This window comes from Methylophaga sp. UBA3603 (assembly GCF_002375335.1).
GTDB lineage: Bacteria > Pseudomonadota > Gammaproteobacteria > Nitrosococcales > Methylophagaceae > Methylophaga.
The window spans coordinates 434,611-455,731 of record NZ_DFMC01000010.1 but is presented as its reverse complement, the minus strand read 5'-3'; the positions used below and the strand labels follow the sequence as shown (position 1 = coordinate 455,731).

Genomic DNA, 21,121 nt, shown 5'->3' with positions numbered 1-21,121 from the left:
GAGAATTTTGAATGAGCACTATAGTTGACGATCTGGAACAGCAACCGCTTCGGGATTTTACCGAAAAGGCCTATCTGGGATATTCCATGTACGTCATTCTGGATCGTGCCTTGCCGCATCTGGCTGATGGTCTTAAACCGGTCCAGCGACGCATTGTTTATGCGATGTCCGAGTTAGGCCTCAGTGCTGTATCCAAACATAAAAAATCCGCTCGTACCGTCGGTGACGTATTAGGTAAGTATCATCCGCATGGTGATTCGGCCTGTTATGAAGCCATGGTGCTAATGGCTCAGCCATTCTCCTATCGTTATACCCTGATTGACGGTCAGGGTAACTGGGGCTCAATGGATGATCCCAAATCGTTTGCTGCCATGCGTTATACCGAAGCACGTCTGGCACCTTACGCCCAAACATTATTAACTGAGCTGGGGCAGGGCACGGTCGAATGGATGCCCAATTTTGATGGCACCATGGATGAACCACAACTGTTGCCTGCACGACTCCCTAATGTATTGTTGAACGGTGCCACCGGTATTGCCGTGGGCATGGCAACAGATATCCTGCCGCACAACCTGCGGGAAGTGGTAAATGCCTGCCTGTTACTGCTCAAATCACCGAAAAGTACGCTGGATGATCTGTTAACTGAAATTCAGGGACCGGATTTCCCCACCGGCGGTGAAATCGTCTCGCCTCAAGCTGAAATCCGTCGCATCTACGAAACCGGTCATGGTTCGATTCGCCAGCGTGCCGCTTATAAAGTCGAAGACAACGAAGTTGTGATTCATGCGCTGCCATATCAGACTTCTGGTGCCAAAGTGCTGGAACAGATCGCCGCACAGATGAATAACAAAAAGCTGCCAATGGTCGCAGATTTACGCGATGAATCTGATCACGAACAGGCAGTGCGTCTGGTGATTGTGCCGCGTTCTAATCGGGTGGATATTGAAAGTCTGATGTCGCATCTGTTTGCCACTACTGATCTGGAGCGCAGCTACCGCGTCAATATGAACATGATCGGCCTTGATGGTCGGCCGCAGGTGAAAAACCTGCTGCAGATGCTCAGCGAATGGTTAACCTATCGAATTCAAACAGTACGCCGCCGCTTACAGTATCGTCTGGATAAAGTGCTGGATCGCATGCATGTGCTGGAAGGCCTGCTGGTTGCTTATCTGAATATAGATGAAGTCATTGCCATTATCCGTTATGAGGATGATCCCAAAGCCGAGTTAATGGCCCGATTCAGTCTTAGTGATCGCCAGGCCGAATCGATTCTCGAATTGCGTTTACGTCATTTGGCCAAACTGGAAGAAATGAAGCTCAAAGGCGAAATGGATGAGCTCAGCAAGGAACGTAAATCTCTGGAATTATTACTGAGTTCGGAAACCCGTTTGAAATCGTTGATCCGCAAGGAACTGACAGCTGATGCCGAAAAATATGGTGATGACCGTCGTAGCGAAATCAAACAGCGTGATGCGGCCAAAGCACTCAGCGAAACCGAGTTATTACCCACAGAACCCCTGACAATTGTGTTATCGGCCAGTGGCTGGGTGCGGGCGGCTAAAGGCCATGATGTAGATCCGGGATCATTAAATTACCGAACCGGCGATCGCTATCTTGCATCGGTCAAAACCCGAAGTAACCAGCAGGTCGTTTTCCTGGATGAAAGCGGCCGTAGTTATTCACTGGCGGCGCATACCTTGCCATCAGCAAGAGGCCAGGGAGAACCGCTCAGTGGTCGATTGCAATCCGCGCCGGAAGTACGCTTTATTGCGGTGATTGCGGCTGAGAATGATCAGATGGTGTTGTTATCCAATACTGCTGGTTATGGTTTTGTCACTCGCTTTGATAACTTACTGGCTAAAAACAAAGCCGGTAAAGCTTTATTCAATCTGCCGGAAAAAGCGGCGTTATTACCACCATTGGTGGTCGATACAAAAATGCCGCAACAACTGGCGGTTGCTGCGGGCGATGGTCGGTTATTAGTCTTCCCAATCAGTGAAGTGCCAGAACTCAATAAAGGCAAAGGCGTCCGTTTGATCAATATTCCGCAGGCACGTTTCACCAGTGGTCAGGAATGGTTGCAATCGGTCACGCTGGTTCCGGAAAATCACAGTCTGACGCTGCACGCCGGACGTCGTCATCTCACGCTGAAAACCGCTGATTTGCAACACTATGCCGGAGAGCGCGGTAAACGCGGACATAAGCTACCCAGAGGATTGCAAAAAGTCAGTTCCGTTGAAGTAGCCGAGTAAAAAGCTCGGTTACTTGGTATCCTATTAGGCTGAATTCACAATGCCTGATAGAGATGCTGGATATACCTTCTGATCATTTTTCCGTTACCGCTGTATTGCTGAAAAAAGTCAGTCAACACCGCTGGGCCAGACATTCCTGGTCTTTGCTGGGTGTGATTCCTGGTCTCAGCGAAACACAATTGTCCAATGCGCAGACCGAAGGTGAGCTGCATTATTATCCCGATCTGCATCTGCGTTTATTTCGGCATTATTGTGATAGCTATTATCAAAATCTGATGTCAGAACAGGCCAAGATTTATTTTATCGGCCGCTTGGAAAATGATCTGTTCACCCCGGTTGTACTAACCGTGGATTTCGATGAAGCCGCTTCCTATATGGAAGCTGGCGATCACGTGATGGAAGCAGCTTTGCCAGATGAATTATGTGTCTGGCTGGAACGCTTTCTGATCTATCACTATGCACCGGAAGCTCCCAAAAAGCGCCGTCGTGAACGGTGGAAAGATAATGATGGAGGCGCTCGATGAAAGAAAAATCGGTATCCGAAAATTTTTTATCGCGCTGGTCCCGCCGTAAGCAGCAAACCAATATTGAAGAAGAAACGGCAACTGAAAAATCAGCGCCTACCGAACAAAACCTGACAGATGAAACTGCACCAGCCAAAGAGTCAGCTGATTTGCCCCTTTGGCAACGTGAGAATGTTGATCCGGAAACCAAAAAACAGGCATTACGCGATTTATTTCGTAAACCGGGCTTTAATCAGACTGATGGGCTTGAAGAATACGAAAATGACTATAACTATCATGCTTTTGCTGGATTGGGCTCTGTAGTAACCCATGAAATGAAACGGATGCTGGAACGTCAGCTGGCGCCAGATGAAACAGCTGAACAGCCAGCAGCGGCTGATCCTGTAGAAGATTCTGAACAGAATAACGACACAAAACCGCGAAATAATCGCGACGAGGAGGATAACCCCATTGCATAACGTGGTTTTGGAAGCAGGCCGAATTGAAATTCATCCGGTGCAATTGATTGAGTTTGAATCCCGTGGTCGTTTACTGATTATTGGCAGTGCCGAGGCTGTTTCTGCCGTGGCAGCACATTGTCAGCCATTAACTATCAGTGCATGTGTGACCGACTCATCAACTGTTACAAGCGATGATGTGACCTTGCTAGCAGGTGAACTGGATAGCTTAACCGGCTGGCTGGGTGAATTTGATGCCGTAATTGCAGGGCAAACATTACGCTTTGATTTGGTATTGGATTTAACTGATTCGCCAATTCTCAAACAAAAAGTTTCGCCTTTAGGTTATTTCGCCCCCGGTGAAAATCAACAAGCTCTGGCCGAAGCCATACAGCAATTGCCCGATCTGATTGGTATTTTTGATAAACCGCGGTATTTCCAATACAAACCGAATATCTGTGCCCATTCGCGCCGTGGTATTCAAGGCTGTAATCAATGTCTTGAAGCCTGTCCCGCTGAAGCAATAAGCCATGCAGGTGACGAAGTTCGGGTAGATCCCAATTTATGCCAGGGCTGTGGCAGCTGTGTGGCCGTTTGCCCATCCGGTGCAATGAATTATGCGTTGCCATCGCTGGACGTTAGCCTTGAACGGTTACGTTCAATGATGCAGCAATATGACGAACTGGAAACCCAGCCACCGCATATTCTGATTCATGATGAATCCAATGCTCAAACCTTGTTGGAAATGCGCGGTCATGAACTCACTGACAACGTTATTACCTTCTCGATTGAAGAAATTGGCGCATTGAGTATGCCATTCTGGCTGGCGGCGATGGCCTATGGCGCTGCTGGTGTCACGGTTTGGGATGCGCTGACCCATAGTGATCATGATTGGCAGGAATTGCAGCAGCAAATAACCTTAACCAACGAATTATTGAACGGCATGGGCTATTCAACCGCCATTCACTGGCATCAAGGCAATGATTTTACGGCCTTAAAATCCCACATCCAGCAGTTACCCAAAACAGAGGCTGCCACTCCAAGCCGCTTTGCCGGTATGGATAACAAGCGGCGGGTCAGTACCATGGCTTTGTCGCATCTGTATGAAAAAGCCCCCTCACCTCAGGCAGAAATCACACTGGAAAAACCGGCTCCCTTTGGGGAGATTCTGGTCGATAAACAAGCCTGTACATTATGTATGTCTTGCGTATCGGTCTGCCCGGTTGGGGCGTTGGTTGATGGCGTCGATAAACCGCAACTCAATTTTATTGAAGATTTATGTGTGCAATGCGGTATTTGTGAAACGGCCTGCCCTGAAAATGCCATCAGTCTGGCACCACGTTATTTGTATCAACGGGATCAGGCACGGCAAAAGCGTATTTTGCATGAAGAGGCGATTTTTCATTGCATCAGTTGTGCAAAACCGTTTGCCACTCAGAAAATGATCGACACGATTACCGCAAAATTAAAAGATCATCATATGTTTCAGGGCGCGGCGCTGGAACAGCTGAAGATGTGTGAGGACTGTCGTGTCAAAGCCATGTTCAAAAAAGGTTAACAAACGTGGAAGAAATTGAAGAAACTCAGTGGCGTGCCCAAACCTATGCGCTTTTAGCCAATTTGCTGGCAACGCCACCAGAGCAGGACTTGCTTGATAATATCAGCCGTTTGCAAGTCACTGAACCGGAAAGTCCTCTTGGTCAGGGCTGGCAGGCTTTGATCGATGCGGCAGCACACAACAGTGCTGAACAAATCGCCGATGAATATCAATTATTGTTTATCGGACTGGCTCAGGGAGAGGTGATTCCATACGGGTCATATTACCAAAGCGGTTTTTTAAATGAAAAACCCCTGGCAAGATTACGTGTTGATCTCGGAAAACTGGGGCTGGAGCGGCAAGAGGATAAAGCTGAACCCGAAGATCATATCGCCGGTGAGTGTGATGTGATGCGACTTATCCTGTCAGCCAATGGCATCCCGGTCATTGACGATAAAGCCTTTTTTAATGCGCATTTACGCCCCTGGGCAGCCAAGTTCTTTACGGATTTGGCCAAGGCAAAAAGTGCCGTTTTTTATTCAGCCGTCGCATTATTGGGCAAACATTTCATAGAAGCGGAACTTCAACGACTCGAACAATGACAGATAGTTTGAATTTGCAGGCGAATCTCCTTGAACAGTAACCTCGTCTGCGCGATAATTAGGGCTCAATTTGTTGTCAACGTTGACAACCCCTTGCGTGTCACTGCACTGAATTTCATTCGGAGAAATCCATGACTGCAAAGCCATCAAATAGCCGCAGAGAATTTCTGCACAAATTGACCGCCACAATTGGTGGCACGGCAACGTTGGCTTTAACAGCAAATACGTTGCAAGCTGCTCCGCAAAAAATTGTACAAACTCCCGCCGAACCCGCTCCTGCTGCAAAAGGTTATCAACATACTGAGCATGTTGAAACTTACTACCAGCGTGCTGACTTTTAAAAGACTGACGTTATGAAACTGACTAAACGTGATCCGGCAGCCATTATCAGTGGTATCTCTGGCGTAAATCGTAGAACCTTTCTGAAAGGTTCAGGTATCGCGGCAGGTGGCGCAGCCTTTATGAGTTTGCTGCCTAATGCAATGATTCAGAAAGCCGAGGCAGCTGAAGGGCGGCAACCCGCATACGATGAAGGTGAAATCACCCGGGTTCGCAGTGTTTGCAGTCATTGCAGTGTAGGCTGCGGTGTCACCGCTGAAGTACAAAATGGCGTGTGGATTGGTCAGGAACCCAGCTTTGATCATCCTTTTAACCTTGGCTCGCATTGTGCCAAAGGTGCTTCGGTTCGTGAACATGGTCATGGTGACAAACGACTCAAATATCCAATGAAAAAAGTCGATGGCAAATGGCAGCGTGTGTCATGGGAACAAGCCATTGATGAAATCGGCACCCAGATGCTGAACATTCGCGAAACATCTGGTCCGGACTCAGTTTACTGGCTGGGGTCAGCAAAATTCAGCAATGAACAGGCTTATCTGTTCCGCAAATTTGCCGCGTTCTGGGGCACCAATAACGTTGATCATCAGGCGCGGATTTGTCATTCCACCACAGTTGCCGGTGTTGCAAACACCTGGGGCTACGGGGCAATGACTAATTCCTATAACGATATTCATAATTCCAAAGCAATTTTTATTATCGGTGCTAACCCGGCCGAGGCACACCCTGTTTCATTACAGCATATTTTCCGCGGTAAAGAGCGTGGTGCACCGGTTATCGTGGTTGATCCGCGTTTCAGTCGTACTGCTGCCCACGCCGATCAATTTATTCGTATTCGTAGTGGTTCGGATATCCCGTTTGTCTGGGGCATGCTCTGGCATATTTTTGAAAATGGCTGGGAAGATAAAACGTTTATCGAACAGCGTGTTTACGGAATGGACGAAATCCGTAAGGAAGTGGCTAACTGGCCACCTGCTGAAGTTGAAAAGGTTTCCGGAGCCAAAGAAGCCGATGTTTATCAGGCGGCTAAAACCATGGCCGAACATCGTCCCGGCACTGTCATCTGGTGCATGGGCATAACTCAGCATACCGTTGGTAACAGCAATACCCGTGCTTTATGTATCCTGCAACTGGCGCTCGGTAATATGGGTGTTTCCGGTGGCGGGACCAATATTTTCCGTGGTCATGATAACGTTCAGGGTGCCACTGATTTTGGTGTGGTTTCTAATAGTCTTCCGGGTTATTACGGACTGGCTGAAGGTGCCTGGCAGCATTGGGCTCGTGTCTGGGATGTTGAGCTGGACTGGCTGAAACAAAAATTTGATCAGAGTAAATACGAAGAAATCGATGGCACGGCAGTGTCACCAATGTATACCAACGGTATAACAGTCTCTCGCTGGATCGATGGGGTGTTAGAAAACAAAGATAACATCGATCAGAATGATGCCATTAAAGCCATGGTGTTATGGGGACACGCACCCAACAGTCAGACGCGTGGCCCTGAAATGAAAAAAGCCATGGAAAAACTGGATCTGCTGGTAGTGGTTGATCCGTATCCTACTGTTTCAGCGGTAATGAACGATCGTACCGACGGTGTATACCTGTTACCGGCTGCAACACAGTTTGAAACTTATGGTTCATTGACGTCATCAAACCGCTCAGTGCAATGGCGTTTCCAGATTATCAAACCGCTGTTTGAGTCTTTGCCTGATCATACGATCATGTATAAATTCGCCAAAAAATTCGGTTTTGAAAAAGAGCTTTGTAATCAGATTACCGTGAATGGTGAAGAGCCATTAATTGAAGATATCACCCGTGAATACAACAGAGGCATGTGGGCAGTTGGGTACACCGGTCAATCACCAGAACGTCTCAAACTGCAATCGGAAAACCTGCATACCTTCAATACCACCACTTTGAAAGCTGAAGGCGGACCCTGTGATGGTGAGATTTATGGTCTTCCATGGCCATGCTGGGGACCACCGGAAATGAAACATCCTGGCAGCCATATTCTGTATGACAACTCGACACCGGTAGCAGAGGGTGGTGGTCCATTCCGTGCCCGCTTTGGTGTGGAACGCGATGGCGTTAATCTGTTATCCGAAGAAGGTTCCAGTACTGTGGGCGCTGAGCTTACCGATGGTTACCCTGAATTTACCGATGCGATGCTCAAAGAGCTGGGCTGGTGGGATGACCTGACCGCTGAGGAAAAAGCTGAAGCTGAGGGTAGAAACTGGAAAACTGATTTATCCGGTGGTATTCAGCGTGTAGCGATCAAACATGGCTGTGCACCCTATGGAAATGCCAAAGCGCGTGCCATCGTCTGGCAGTTCCCGGATCCAGTACCGATTCACCGCGAACCGCTTTATACAACACGTCGTGATTTGGTAGAGAAATATCCTACTTACGAAGATCGCCGCAGCTTCTATCGTCTGCCGACTCGCTATGGATCAATTCAAGCGACGGATTTTAGCAAAGACTTCCCATTGATTATGACCAGTGGTCGTTTGGTTGAATACGAAGGTGGTGGTGAAGAAACCCGCTCCAATCCATGGCTGGCTGAATTGCAGCAGGATATGTTTATTGAAATCAACCCGGTTGATGCGAACAATGCAGGTATCAGAAATGGTGAACAGGTTTGGGTCGATGGACCTGAAGGTGGCTCCATTAAAGTAATGGCCATGGTGACTGAACGTGTTGAACGGGGCGTTGTGTTTATGCCGTTCCACTTTGGTGGTCATTATCAGGGCAAGGATTTGATTGATAACTATCCTGAAGGCACTGTGCCACATGTTCGAGGTGAATCGTGTAACACCGTATTCACGTATGGTTATGACTCCGTAACGGCAATGCAGGAAACCAAAGTTTCTCTCTGTCGTGTCCGTGCTGCCTAATTAAGGGGATTGCTAAATGGCTCGAATGAAGTTTTTGTGTGATGCCGAGCGTTGTATTGAATGCAATGCCTGTGTCACTGCCTGTAAAAATGAACATGAAGTACCCTGGGGAATTAATCGTCGTCGTGTCGTCACCATTGATGATGGTATTCCAGGTGAAAAATCTATCTCAGTCGCCTGCATGCATTGTACCGATGCACCTTGTCAGGCGGTCTGTCCGGTTGATTGTTTCTACACCACCGATGATGGGGTGGTATTGCATGACAAAGATATCTGCATCGGCTGTGGTTACTGCTTTTATGCCTGCCCGTTTGGCGCTCCGCAATATCCACAGGAAGGTGCCTTTGGTGCACGTGGCAAAATGGACAAATGTACTTTTTGTGCTGGTGGTCCTGAAGAAGATAATTCGGCTGAAGAAGTTGAAAAATATGGGCGTAATCGTTTAGCCGAAGGTAAATTACCATTGTGTGCTGAGATGTGTTCGACCAAAGCATTGATTGCTGGTGATGGTGATATCGTCGCTGATCTGTTCCGCAGCCGCGTTGTTCGTCGTGGTGGCCGTCCGGATAACTGGGGTTGGGCAACAGCCTACAAGGATTAATCATGAGACTGCTTGTTTTAATGCTTGGCGCCTTACTACTGACCGCTTGTTATGAAGATACTGACGTAACCATGCATAAAGCTGGGGTGTATAAAGGTAGTGAGGACAATCATGCTCTATCAGCAGAAGAACGCGCAGAAATATTGAAGCAGCGTTTCAACAGCGTACAAACGGATCGCTAACGGAGAAGGCATGTCTGCAACTGCTGCTATGAATAATCGTAAAAAAACATCGCTCTGGGCGATGTTGATCATTGTGCTGGCAATCCTGATATTGCCGTTAACCGGTTATCTGTATGTCAGTATGACGGACCAACCGGCAGCAGATGAGCAGACCAACCCTCGTTCTGATACCTGGCGACAAGTGCGTGAAAATCAAGAAGGTTATAGCGCTGTTAAAGGTCAGGAAACCAATGAACTGATCCAGGGAGCAGGTCAAAACTGGCGTCAGCTGCGCAATGGTCCGATTGCGACCTATGGTGCATGGTTGCTCAGTGGTGTTCTGGTTATTCTTGCTGCATTTTATTTGTGGCGAGGCAAGATCAAATTAACCCATCCGCGTACCGGTAAAACGGTACAGCGCTGGACGTTGAACGAACGTCGACTGCATTGGACAACAGCCACCTTATTTATCTTGCTGGCCATTACTGGGCTCAGCCTTTTGTATGGGCGTTTTGCCTTAATTCCATTACTGGGGTATCCGGGCTTTTCAGCCTACGCTACTGCAGCCAAATGGATACATAACGTGCTTGGCCCGGTGTTCATGGTGGCGTTATTTATTATCCTTATCAAATGGTTCAAAAATAATCTGTTTACCAAAGTTGATATTGAATGGTTTAAAGCCTTTGGCGGCATGGTAGGGGATAAACATCCTTCTGCAGGCAAGTTCAATGGTGGTGAAAAAGCCTGGTTCTGGACGTTGGCCACAGCCGGTGTGGCATTGTGTTTCTCAGGCCTGGTTTTGGATTTCCCCAATTTTGGACAGGAACGTGAAGTCATCATTGGCGCGCATCTGATCCATATCCTGACCGCGATGTTACTGATGGCATTTTCACTGGGCCATATCTATATCGGTACCCTCGGAACCGAAGGTGCTCTGGAAGGCATGACCACCGGTCATGTTGATGTTGCCTGGGCCGAACAGCATCACGACCTTTGGCTAAAAGAAGTCGAGGAACAACAGCAAAATACGCCTCAGTAATTTGCGCAAATCAGATACCTGTTATCAGCCAACTCGCAAAAACGGGTTGGCTGTTGTTTTTTTGATGCCTTAGAAAAAAAATTTTCATGATCCATATTGGATCATTTTTCCTTTATGTGATGCACGAGAAACGTGCCGGCTCAGGCAATGTGCATTTATTTAGTGCATTTTTGAACTCTCGCAAAAGCTCCCCATCTTATCTTTAAACAAAAGCTTGATTTCGCTTTGATTTTTGCTCGTCATCAGGCTTCACATCGGCCGTTAGCCATGATAGTTTTGACTGGATTTTTATTATAAAAAGCCAAAGCAGGCTACGAAGTGAGAGAGGCAGTTCATGACCGAGCAAACCATCAATGCTCAAGCAATTGGAAAAAAGACCAAGCGATCACGTATTACCAGTAAAGGTAGACAGATTGAGCCGAAAGCACTGGCAGAAGTGCGTGAATTACTCGGTAATGCATCCAGACAAAAAGATTTACTGATAGAGCATCTACATAAAATCCAGGATTTCTACAAACATATCTCAGCAGCACATTTAGTCGCGCTGGCGTATGAAATGAAACTGTCTCGCGCTGAAGTCTATGAGGTTGCCACTTTTTACCATCATTTTGATGTGATTAAAGAAGGTGATGCTGTTCCAGCCGATTTAACCGTTCGCGTCTGTGACTCAATGAGTTGTGAAATGGCCGGAGCTGAAGACCTGATTGGTTCTCTTGAAACCGCCATGGGCGAAAAAGTCCGTGTTCAGCGGGTTCCCTGTATTGGTCGCTGTGATAAAGCACCGGTTGCAGTTGTAGGTATGCATCCTGTCGAATTCGCTGATGTTCAAAAAGTCGACAATCTGGTCGAGCAAGGTATCACCGAGCCGGAAACCCTTGCACCGATTTTGTTTGAGCAATACGTAGCAAACGGTGGTTATTCTATTTATCAACAATGTATGGCGGGCCAGCATAATGTCGATAAAGTGCTCGACATGATGGATGACTCAGGACTACGTGGTCTGGGCGGCGCGGGGTTCCCGGTCGGTCGTAAATGGCGCATTGTTCGTGATCAACCTGCCCCAAGATTAATGGCCGTCAATATCGATGAAGGCGAGCCGGGTACATTTAAAGACAAATATTATCTGGATCGCGATCCCCACTGTTTTCTGGAAGGTATGCTGATTGCTGCCTGGGCTGTAGATATCAATGAAATTTATATTTATCTGCGTGATGAATATGCTGCCATCCGTGTAATGCTGGAACAGGAGCTTGCTAAATTGCGCTCCCACCCTCCGGTAACCAATCTGCCGACGATTCATTTGCGTCGTGGTGCCGGTGCCTATATTTGTGGCGAAGAGTCGGCGATGATTGAGTCTATTGAAGGTAAACGTGGCATGCCACGCTTGCGACCACCATTTGTTGCTCAAGTGGGTTTATTCGGTCGGCCGACTCTCGAACATAATATGGAATCGCTCTATTGGGTTCGCGATATTCTTGAAAAAGGCCCAGAGTGTTTTACCGATCATGGACGTCACGGCCGTAAAGGTCTGCGTTCATTTTCCGTTAGTGGCCGTGTCAATAATCCGGGAGTGCATCTGGCACCTGCAGGTATCACCATGCGTGAACTGATTGATGAATATTGTGGCGGCATGCTCGAAGGGCATAAGTTTTATGGCTATTTCCCCGGCGGTGCATCAGGCGGGATTTTGCCCGCGTCGTTAGGTGATGTGCCATTGGATTTCGACACCTTGCATGAATATGGCAGTTTTATCGGTTCGGCTGCAGTGATTGTCTTTTCCGATAAAGACAGAGCACGCGATTTGGCTGTTAATGCTATGCGTTTCTTTGAGGATGAGTCCTGTGGCCAATGTACGCCATGTCGTGTCGGCACCGCCAAAGCGGTTACCTTAATGAAACAGTCTAAATGGGACGAACCATTGCTCGAAGAGTTGTCTCAAGTAATGGTAGATGCATCGATTTGTGGTCTGGGGCAGGCTGCTCCAAATCCGCTGCGTAGCGTCGTCAAGTATTTCCCTGAGGAGTTGAAATAATGGCCACTCAATTACAAGATAGCGTTGAAATGGTCGAATTTACGCTTAACGGCCAGAAAATCAGTGCCCGTGCCGATGAAACGATTTTAAAAATTGCCGAGCGCGAAGGCATTGAAATCCCGCATTTATGTTATTCCGAACGTGAAGGGCAGGATGGAAACTGCCGCTCATGCATGGTGGAAGTTGAAGGTGAGCGTGTTTTAGCACCTTCATGCTGCCGTTATCCCGGCAATGATATGAAAGTGCAGACCAATAGCGAACGTGCTTTGCATTCGCAAAAAATGGTACTGGAACTGCTCAAATCTGATGTTTCCGAAAAGCCGCATACCCTGCATTCCGAACTCGATTACTGGGCAGGTAAACTTAAAATCAGTACGCCAAGATTTCAGCCTCGCAAACAAGTTGCTCCGGATCTTTCGCATCCCGGTATTGCCGTCAATATGGATGCCTGTATCCAATGTACCCGTTGTGTTCGTGCCTGTCGTGATGAACAGAATAACGATGTAATTGGTCTGGCAATGCGCGGCAGCCACACCGAAATTGTCTTTGATCTTGACGACCCGATGGGGGAAAGCACCTGCGTCGCCTGTGGCGAATGTGTGCAGGCTTGCCCAACCGGTGCATTGATGCCTGCCAATGAAGTGGGCATGGTGGAACCGGACCGTCAGGTTGAATCGGTTTGTCCTTATTGTGGCGTGGGTTGTCAGCTTACCTACAATATTAAAGACGATAAAATTCTCTACGTTGAAGGCCGTGATGGCCCGGCGAACCATGGTCGTTTGTGTGTCAAAGGCCGTTATGGGTTTGATTATGTTCATCATCCACATCGCCTGACCAAACCGCTTATCCGCCGTGAAGGTGCACCGAAAACCGGTGAATTTACGATGGAACCCAACGATATCGACAAAATCTTCCGTGAAGCCACCTGGGAAGAGGCATTGGATATGGCCGCTCAGGGGTTTTTGAAGATCCGCGATCAAAAAGGCCCCAATGCATTAGCCGGTTTTGGCAGTGCCAAAGGCAGCAATGAAGAAGCTTATCTGTTCCAGAAACTAATTCGTACCGGCTTTAAAACCAATAATGTCGATCACTGTACGCGTCTTTGCCATGCCTCATCGGTTGTAGCCTTGCTTGAATGTCTCGGCTCAGGTGCCGTATCCAACCCGGTTGCAGACGTCGATAAAGCAGATGTAATTGTATTGATCGGTGCAAATCCGACAGTGAATCATCCGGTCGGTGCGACGTGGATGAAAAATGCGTTGCGTTCCGGCACCAAATTGATTCTGCTGGATCCACGTACTACTGAACTTTCTCGTGAAGCTACGCATCATCTGGCCTTTAAGCCAGGCAGTGACGTGCCAATGCTCAATGCCATCATGCATGTCATTGTCGAAGAGAATCTGGTCGATCAAAGCTTTGTTGCCGAGCGTACGCAAGGCTTCGAAGATATGAAAAAACACCTGCAGAAATACACACCGGAATTGATGGAACCGATTTGTGGCATTCCTGCACAAACCTTAAGAGAAGTCGCGCGGCTCTATGCTAAAGCTGATGCGGCGATGATTCTGTGGGGCATGGGTGTTTCGCAACATGTTCATGGTACTGATAATGCCCGTTGCCTGATTTCACTGGCATTAATGACGGGTCAGATTGGCCGTCCGGGTACCGGTCTGCATCCACTGCGTGGACAGAATAATGTTCAGGGGGCATCAGATATGGGGCTTATCCCGATGCGTCTGCCGGATTATTACAAAGTAACGGATGATGATGCCCGGCATAATCTTGAACAGTTATGGGGTTCGGAGATTGATTCAAAACCGGGGCTCACCGTTGTAGAAATCATGGATGCCATTCATGCCGGTAATTTGAACGGCCTGTATATCATGGGGGAAAACCCTGCGATGTCGGATCCGGATGCCAATCATGCCCGTGAGGCTTTGTCTGAGCTCGATATTCTGGTGGTACAGGATATCTTCCTGACCGAAACCGCCTATCTGGCAGATGTTATTTTGCCTGCATCAGGCTTCCCGGAAAAAACCGGTACCTTTACCAATACGGATCGATTGGTACAAATGGGACGTAAAGCGATTCCAATGCCGGGAGATGCCCGTCAGGATTTATGGATCATTCAGCAGATTGCCCAGAGAATGGGGCTGGATTGGCATTATGATGGCCCGAGAGAAGTCTTTGACGAAATACGTAAAGCGGTTCCATCCATGGGGGGAATCACCTGGGAACGTCTGGAACGTGAACATGGCGTGGTTTATCCCTGTGAACAGGAAGGTGATCCGGGTGAACCGATTATTTTCACCGATCGTTTCCCGACAACGGATGGGCGCGGTCTGTTTGTACCAGCGGATATTGTCGAACCGGATGAACGTCCTGACGAAGAATATCCGTACATCTTAATCACTGGCCGTATGCTGGAACATTGGCATACCGGTTCAATGACCCGTCGTTCCAATGTGCTGGATGCACTGGAACCTGAAGCCGTCGCCACCATCCATCCGCTGACTCTGGAAGAGATGAATGTCAGACCGGGTGAAATGGTGACCTTGTCTACACGTCGCGGTGAAGTTTCTGTAGTCGCACGGGTCGATGAAGCGGTGCCAACTGGGGCGATATTTATGGCCTTCTGTTATTACGAAGCGGCGGTAAACAAACTATCCAACGCAGCTTTGGATCCGGCGGCAAAAATTCCGGAGTTCAAATATTGCGCGGTTAAAGTCACGCCAGGTGGACAACCACTGCAATTCCACAGTTATGGTGGTGGTCAAGCAGTAAATAAACTCAGGCAGTGATTGAGGGTGGTATCACAAAAGGGCATGTTTTCATGCCCTTTTTTATGTCATAAGCGCGCATTCTTGCTAAGATAGCGGCGAATAATCTCTTGACGCAACAGGTCAAAAAAATAAATGAAAATCCTCATAAGTAACGACGACGGCTACATGGCAAAGGGTATCCGTACGCTGGCACGCTCGCTTGCCGGTCTGGGGGAAATCACAGTGGTTGCGCCAGATCGTAACCGCAGTGGTGCCAGTAACTCGCTGACATTGGAAAATCCCTTACGACTGGACCGGATGGAAGACGGTGTTTATCGCGTAGAAGGTACGCCGACAGACTGTGTACATCTGGCCATTACCGGTTTACTGGAAGATGAACCCGACATGGTGGTTTCAGGCATTAATGCGGGAGCCAATCTGGGTGATGATGTGCTGTATTCAGGCACCGTGGCTGCCGCGATGGAAGGACGCTTTCTGGGATTGCCCGCGATTGCTATTTCGCTGGCGAGCTTCGAAGGCAAACATTACGAAACAGCAGGCTGGGTAGCCCAACAGTTAGTCGAAAGACTTAAATCTGTAGCATTACCCGCTGATACTATTCTGAATGTGAATGTGCCCGATCTGCCAATTGAAGAAATTATTGGTTTTGAAAGCACCCGTCTTGGTCATCGGCATAAAGCCGAACCCGTGATCAAAGAAATAGATCCGCGTGGCAGACCCATGTATTGGATTGGTCCCGCCGGAGCAGAGCAGGATGCGGGGCCCGGAACCGATTTTGATGCGATTCGCCGTGGTGCGGTATCGGTTACACCGTTACAAATTGATTTAACCCGATATGATGCAATTGATGGCGTCTCAAGATGGTTGGAAAGCACTTTGCCATGATCGCCGATCCACGTGGAATAGGGATGACATCGCAAAGGACTCGGGATCGACTGATCCAGCGTCTGCAGGAGCGTGGTATCCAGAATATTCAACTGTTAACGGTGATGCGGCAGTGCCCCCGGCATTTATTTGTCGACGAGGCTTTAGCCAGCAGAGCGTATGAAGACACGGCATTGCCAATCGGCCTGGGCCAGACCATTTCGCAACCCTACATTGTGGCGCGAATGACCGAAATTCTGTTGCAGGGTGGCCCGAGAAACAAAGTATTGGAAATCGGCACTGGCTCTGGCTATCAGACGGCAGTGCTTTCTGCATTAGTGCCAAGAGTCTTCAGCGTTGAGCGTATTGCACCATTACTCAAGCAGGCCAGAGAACGTTTTTATCTGTTAAAGCTTAATAATATTCGCCTCAAACACAGTGATGGCAATTGGGGTTGGCCGGAAAATGGCCCCTATGACGGCATTATTGTCACCTGTGGTGCAGAACACATACCTCCCACGTTGTTGGAACAACTTGCACCCGGTGGACGATTGATAATTCCAGTCGGTGGCAGCAAGGGACAGATCCTGAAGGTGATAGATCGGGTCGGTGGTAAATTTGAAGAGACGGAATGGGACGCCGTCAGTTTTGTCCCGCTTTTAACTGGACAGATTGGATGAAATTATTTTCAGGGCTTTACGCAAAAGTCATGCAATGGGCCAGGCATAAACACGCCACCTATTGGCTGGCATTAGTCAGCTTTACCGAATCATCCTTTTTCCTGATACCACCCGATGTGATGCTGGCGCCAATGTCGCTGGCAAGACCTGATAAAGCCTGGTTTTATGCCGGATTAACCACGATAGCTTCCGTTTTAGGCGGTTTATTGGGCTACATTATTGGGGTGTTTGCTTTACAGATGGTTGAGCCCTTGATTGTTCAGTTTGGCTATACTGAAGCCTATGAAACTGCCCAGCAATGGTTTGCCGATTATGGTTTCTGGGCCATCTTTTTAGCGGGCTTTACACCGATACCTTACAAGATATTTACCATTGCTTCCGGTGCGGTGGGGATGTTGTTATTACCCTTTATTCTGGGTTCTTTGATTGGTCGTGGTATGCGGTTTTTCCTGGTCGCCGGTTTAATGAAATGGGGTGGTCAGCCGTTTGAAGAAAAATTACATCTGTGGGTGGATCGACTCGGCTGGATCACGGTCGGTCTGTTGGTTTTGGCTTATTTGATATTTGTCTGATATGAAACGGCTGTTCATTGTGCTGATGGTTACGTTGACTGCTTGCAGCGGTAACAATGCGTTAGCGCCGATCGGCAGGGAAGATTCGGGTAGATATCAGCAACGTCCTGCCCCGGCGCCAGCACCTAACAGCTATACCGTCAGAAAAGGCGATACGCTGTATTCCATCAGCTTCCGCTATGGCATGGATTATCGTGATGTTGCACGTATCAACGGCATTCGGCCGCCTTATACCATTTATGTCGGACAAAAAATCAAATTCGATGGTCAGCGTGTTACTACCGCATCCACCACCCGTCCGGGAACTGTAACACCAAGCCCTAGTAGACCTTCATCACCTTCGGTCACGCGTCCTTCAACCACGACTCAACCGTCACGGCCTTCAACCGCCACTCAAACACCGCAGGTGAAACCATCCACGCCTAAACCAACGTCATCACCAGCGTTGACCTCAGGCAGTGAAAGCCTTATCTGGCGTTGGCCGACTGAGGGCCGGGTAGTGTCGACATTTTCAGAATCTGCCGCGGGTCGCAAAGGAATTAACATTATCGGCAAACCCGGACAGCCGATTTTGGCAGCAGCGGATGGCAAGGTGGTCTACAGCGGTGATGGCTTGCCGCGCTACGGCAATCTGCTGATCATCAAACATAATGATGTCTATCTAAGTGCATATGCCCACAATGATACGTTGCTGGTGAAAGAGGGCGATACAGTGAAAAGTGGTCAGCGTATTGCCACACTGGGTCGGTCCGGCACCCAGGTCGAACAATTGCATTTCGAAATTCGTCGAAACGGTAAACCCGTCGATCCAATCCGCTTTCTGCCTAAACAATAAGCGGCATTATCCGTTACAATAACGGGTTTGCTGCGGCAGCTTTATCAACTAATTTCAATGAGGTACTAGCGTGGAACTCGGCGCGACGATGCAACGAATTAAAACTCTCCGTGATCGCAGTGACGATCTCAGGGGGTATCTTTGACTTCGATACTAAAGCAGAACGCTTAGTCGAAGTCACCCGTGAGCTGGAAGATCCCAATGTCTGGAATGATCCGGAAAACGCCCAAAAATTAGGCCAGGAACGCTCAAGCCTGGAGCGTATTGTCAAAACCCTGTCATCGCACAGTGAAGTTTTAGACGATGCCAAAGACCTGCTCGAACTTGCTGTTGAAGAAAACGACGAAGACACCTTTAATGCCGTCAACAATGATTTAGACGAGCTGGAAAAAGGTCTGGAAAAACTCGAATTCCAGCGCATGTTCTCCGGCAAGCTCGACGCCAACAGCGCCTATCTGGATATCCAGTCCGGCTCTGGCGGTACTGAAGCACAGGATTGGGCCAATATTATTCTGCGCATGTATCTGCGTTGGGGTGAAGCCCAGGGCTACAAAGTCACGCTGATGGAAGTCTCCGAAGGTGAGGTTGCTGGTATCAAGAGCGCCACCGTGCGTTTTGAAGGCGAATACGCCTTTGGCATGTTGCGTACCGAAACCGGTGTACATCGTCTGGTACGTAAATCGCCATTTGATTCCGGTGCTCGTCGTCATACCTCATTTGCTTCGGTATTTGTGTATCCGGAAGTGGATGACACCATCGAAATCGATATTAATCCGTCTGATTTACGTATTGATACCTACCGCTCAAGCGGTGCCGGTGGTCAGCACGTGAACACCACCGACTCAGCGGTACGTATTACCCACGTACCGACCAACACCGTGGTGCAATGTCAGATGGAACGCTCACAGCATAAAAACCGTGACCAGGCGATGAGCCAGTTACGCGCCAAACTGTATGAGCTGGAATTACAAAAGCAAAACGAAGTCAAACAAGCCGCCGAAGAATCCAAATCGGATATCGGCTGGGGCAGTCAAATCCGCTCCTATGTACTCGATCAATCACGCATCAAAGATTTACGTACCGGTGTCGAAACCGGAAACACGCAGGCGGTTCTGGATGGCGATCTGGATCAATTCATTGAAGCCTCACTCAAATCAGGTTTATAAGCGAATCCAACATGACCCAAGAAACAGAATTTGACGAAAACCGACTGATTGCCCAACGTCGTGAAAAACTGGCGACCATTCGCGAACAAGGCAATGCCTTCCCCAATGATTTCCGTCGCAATGTAATGAACGGCGAGTTGCAAACCGAATATGCCGAATGGGATGGCGATCAACTCAAAGCCACACCACGCCGCGTTGCCATTGCCGGTCGGATGATGACCAAACGGGTGATGGGTAAAGCCAGCTTTGCTACTGTGCGTGATATGTCCGGTGATATCCAGCTGTATGTCGCGCGTGATGAATTACCCGAAGGCGTCTACCCACAATTCAAAACCTGGGATAACGGCGATATCATCGCTGCCGAAGGTACCTTGTTTCGTACCCAAAAGGGTGAATTGTCGATACATGTCGAAACCATCAAATTACTGACCAAATCACTGCGTCCATTACCAGAAAAATTCCACGGTCTGTCCGATATGGAAACACGCTATCGCCAGCGTTATGTCGATCTGATCATGAACGAAGCCAGCCGTGAAACCTTCCGTATTCGGACTAAAGTCATTGATGGTGTGCGTCGTTACCTAATGGACAAAGACTACCTCGAAGTCGAAACGCCAATGATGCAAGCCATTCCCGGTGGTGCCACAGCCAGACCGTTCACCACTTATCACAATGCGTTAGATATGGATCTGTTTCTGCGTATCGCACCAGAACTGTATTTGAAACGACTGATTGTCGGTGGCTTTGAACGGGTGTTTGAAATCAACCGTAATTTCCGTAACGAAGGTCTGTCCACCCGTCATAATCCTGAATTCACCATGGTCGAGTTTTATCAGGCCTATGCTGATTTTAATGATCTGATGGATCTCACCGAAGACATGCTGCGTACTGTGACCCAGAATGTACTCGGCAGCAGCAAAGTACATTACCAAGGTCTGGATATTGATTTTGCCAAACCATTTGATCGCATGACCGTTAAAGATTCTATCCTGCACTTCAACCCCGATCTGAAAGCCGAACAACTCGACAGCATCGAAGCGGCCAGAGAAGTTGCTCAAGGCTTGGGCATTCCATTAAAAGACAGCTACGGCCTTGGCAAAGTCCAAATCGAAATCTTCGAGAAAACCGTCGAACATCAACTGATGCAACCAACCTTTATCACTGCCTACCCAACTGAAGTTTCCCCGTTGGCAAGACGCAGTGATAACGACTCGTTTGTCACAGACCGCTTTGAATTCTTCGTCGGTGGCCGTGAAATCGCCAATGGCTTCTCGGAATTAAACGATGCCGAAGACCAGGCCGAACGCTTCAAAGCCCAGGTGGCTGAAAAAGATGCCGGTGATATCGAAGCCATGCACTACGACGCTGACTATATCCGTGCTCTGGAATACGGTATGCCGCCAACAGCGGGTGAGGGGATTGGTATTGATCGCTTAGTGATGTTGTTGACTGACTCACCGTCAATTAGAGACGTGTTGCTGTTTCCGCATATGCGGCCTGAGTAATTAAACACTGCCATTCTCGCGAATGCGGGACAAAAGTGCGGAGCGCGTTGAACAGCCGATAGGGTGGCCCTAAGTGTGTGCGAAGCGAATAATCCAGAAAACGGGCTTAACAGCCCGTTTTTTTATGTGACATAGCAAGGGAAGTGGAGACACTTTTATATTGTCACTTATTTGAAAGAGAGCTATGGTGAATCAAAAACACATGGAAGTTATGCTGCAATGATAATAATCCTAAAATCAATCAACTTTGACCATTACGATTATTTTGTTTATGAGTAATTGTCTTAAATCGTTAATGCCC

At 48.3% G+C, this 21,121-nt stretch carries 18 protein-coding genes; all 18 read left to right on the top strand.

What is annotated here, in order from left to right; translation table 11 throughout:
- The first annotated feature begins 11 nt into the window (after nucleotides 1–11).
- The 18 genes from parC (at nucleotide 12) to lysS (ending at nucleotide 20,820) form a co-directional block, all read left to right on the top strand.
- Nucleotides 12–2,252: a DNA topoisomerase IV subunit A gene (parC, locus tag B4F66_RS13010; RefSeq protein ID WP_292353475.1), complete on the top strand. Its 2,241-nt coding sequence runs from the start codon at nucleotides 12–14 to the stop codon at nucleotides 2,250–2,252.
- A gap of 53 nt (nucleotides 2,253–2,305) precedes the next feature.
- Nucleotides 2,306–2,776, top strand: coding sequence for a DUF3305 domain-containing protein (locus B4F66_RS13005; protein ID WP_292353476.1), 471 nt, complete (start codon nucleotides 2,306–2,308; stop codon nucleotides 2,774–2,776).
- Nucleotides 2,773–3,234 (top strand): DUF3306 domain-containing protein, encoded by a 462-nt coding sequence (locus B4F66_RS13000; protein WP_292353477.1) that lies wholly within the window; start codon nucleotides 2,773–2,775, stop codon nucleotides 3,232–3,234. Before B4F66_RS13005 ends, B4F66_RS13000 begins: the two co-directional genes overlap by 4 nt.
- A gap of 1 nt (nucleotide 3,235) precedes the next feature.
- The gene (locus tag B4F66_RS12995) at nucleotides 3,236–4,771 is read left to right on the top strand and encodes a 4Fe-4S binding protein (RefSeq protein ID WP_292354092.1); all 1,536 of its coding nucleotides are present in this window, start codon (nucleotides 3,236–3,238) and stop codon (nucleotides 4,769–4,771) included.
- A 5-nt stretch (nucleotides 4,772–4,776) separates the two neighbouring features.
- Complete coding sequence (locus tag B4F66_RS12990; protein WP_292353478.1) at nucleotides 4,777–5,352, top strand: TorD/DmsD family molecular chaperone; 576 nt, start codon at nucleotides 4,777–4,779, stop codon at nucleotides 5,350–5,352.
- A 131-nt stretch (nucleotides 5,353–5,483) separates the two neighbouring features.
- Nucleotides 5,484–5,693 carry a Tat pathway signal protein gene (locus B4F66_RS12985; RefSeq protein ID WP_292353479.1) on the top strand — a complete coding sequence of 70 codons (210 nt, stop codon included), beginning with the start codon at nucleotides 5,484–5,486 and terminating at the stop codon, nucleotides 5,691–5,693.
- 12 nt (nucleotides 5,694–5,705) lie between these two features.
- On the top strand, nucleotides 5,706–8,582 hold the full coding sequence (locus B4F66_RS12980) for a formate dehydrogenase subunit alpha (protein WP_292353480.1): 2,877 nt from the start codon (nucleotides 5,706–5,708) through the stop codon (nucleotides 8,580–8,582).
- Nucleotides 8,583–8,598: 16 nt separating this feature from the next.
- The gene (gene fdh3B / locus B4F66_RS12975; protein WP_292353481.1) at nucleotides 8,599–9,183 is read left to right on the top strand and encodes a formate dehydrogenase FDH3 subunit beta; all 585 of its coding nucleotides are present in this window, start codon (nucleotides 8,599–8,601) and stop codon (nucleotides 9,181–9,183) included.
- 2 nt (nucleotides 9,184–9,185) lie between these two features.
- Nucleotides 9,186–9,365 carry a hypothetical protein gene (locus tag B4F66_RS12970; protein WP_292353482.1) on the top strand — a complete coding sequence of 60 codons (180 nt, stop codon included), beginning with the start codon at nucleotides 9,186–9,188 and terminating at the stop codon, nucleotides 9,363–9,365.
- A gap of 10 nt (nucleotides 9,366–9,375) precedes the next feature.
- Nucleotides 9,376–10,383 (top strand): formate dehydrogenase subunit gamma, encoded by a 1,008-nt coding sequence (locus B4F66_RS12965; RefSeq protein ID WP_292353483.1) that lies wholly within the window; start codon nucleotides 9,376–9,378, stop codon nucleotides 10,381–10,383.
- Between the two features lie 334 nt (nucleotides 10,384–10,717).
- Nucleotides 10,718–12,415: an NAD(P)H-dependent oxidoreductase subunit E gene (locus B4F66_RS12960; protein WP_292353484.1), complete on the top strand. Its 1,698-nt coding sequence runs from the start codon at nucleotides 10,718–10,720 to the stop codon at nucleotides 12,413–12,415.
- Complete coding sequence (gene fdhF / locus B4F66_RS12955; RefSeq protein ID WP_292353485.1) at nucleotides 12,415–15,216, top strand: formate dehydrogenase subunit alpha; 2,802 nt, start codon at nucleotides 12,415–12,417, stop codon at nucleotides 15,214–15,216. Before B4F66_RS12960 ends, fdhF begins: the two co-directional genes overlap by 1 nt.
- A gap of 114 nt (nucleotides 15,217–15,330) precedes the next feature.
- Nucleotides 15,331–16,083, top strand: coding sequence for a 5'/3'-nucleotidase SurE (gene surE / locus B4F66_RS12950; protein ID WP_292353486.1), 753 nt, complete (start codon nucleotides 15,331–15,333; stop codon nucleotides 16,081–16,083).
- Nucleotides 16,080–16,742 (top strand): protein-L-isoaspartate(D-aspartate) O-methyltransferase, encoded by a 663-nt coding sequence (locus tag B4F66_RS12945; protein ID WP_292354093.1) that lies wholly within the window; start codon nucleotides 16,080–16,082, stop codon nucleotides 16,740–16,742. Before surE ends, B4F66_RS12945 begins: the two co-directional genes overlap by 4 nt.
- Nucleotides 16,739–17,314 carry a YqaA family protein gene (locus B4F66_RS12940; RefSeq protein ID WP_292353487.1) on the top strand — a complete coding sequence of 192 codons (576 nt, stop codon included), beginning with the start codon at nucleotides 16,739–16,741 and terminating at the stop codon, nucleotides 17,312–17,314. The genes B4F66_RS12945 and B4F66_RS12940 overlap by 4 nt, the downstream gene beginning before the upstream one ends.
- Nucleotide 17,315: 1 nt before the next feature.
- On the top strand, nucleotides 17,316–18,149 hold the full coding sequence (locus tag B4F66_RS12935; RefSeq protein ID WP_292353488.1) for a peptidoglycan DD-metalloendopeptidase family protein: 834 nt from the start codon (nucleotides 17,316–17,318) through the stop codon (nucleotides 18,147–18,149).
- Between the two features lie 88 nt (nucleotides 18,150–18,237).
- A protein-coding gene (prfB, locus tag B4F66_RS12930; RefSeq protein ID WP_292353489.1) for a peptide chain release factor 2 occupies nucleotides 18,238–19,315 on the top strand; the annotation gives its coding sequence in 2 pieces (ribosomal slippage) (nucleotides 18,238–18,291 and nucleotides 18,293–19,315; 1,077 coding nt in all).
- Nucleotides 19,316–19,326: 11 nt separating this feature from the next.
- On the top strand, nucleotides 19,327–20,820 hold the full coding sequence (gene lysS / locus B4F66_RS12925; protein WP_292353490.1) for a lysine--tRNA ligase: 1,494 nt from the start codon (nucleotides 19,327–19,329) through the stop codon (nucleotides 20,818–20,820).
- The last annotated feature ends 301 nt before the right edge of the window (nucleotides 20,821–21,121 follow it).